We start from the raw sequence: 347 nt of genomic DNA on the forward strand, positions 1-347 counted from the left end.
TTCCACGCCGCGTCCACCTTCGGCCGCAGCACCCGCTCCAACTGCTCCGCCGACATCGACACCGCGACACCGTCGTCCAGCACACCAGCCGTATGCACCACAGCCGACAAGTCAGGAATCGAAGCCAGCACCTCCGCCAACGCGGAGCGGTCCGCCGCATCCGCAGCGGCCACCACCGCCTCGGCACCAAGTTCGGCCAGCTCCGCCACCAACTCCACCGCACCATCGGCCGCCAGACCACGACGACTCAACAGCACCAGCCGACGAACCCCGTGCACCGACACCAGATGCCGCGCCAGCACACCACCCAACGCACCCGTCGCACCCGTCACCAACACCGTGCCCCG

At 69.2% G+C, this 347-nt stretch carries 1 protein-coding gene; it reads right to left on the reverse strand.

The genetic code is table 11. The annotated features are described in order from the left end of the window. The coding region (locus RZ50_RS28090; protein ID WP_217680986.1) for an SDR family NAD(P)-dependent oxidoreductase at positions 1-347 on the reverse strand (347 nt) is incomplete at both ends.

It is taken from the genome of Kitasatospora sp. SUK 42 (assembly GCF_015776785.2).
Classification (GTDB): Bacteria; Actinomycetota; Actinomycetes; order Streptomycetales; family Streptomycetaceae; genus Kitasatospora.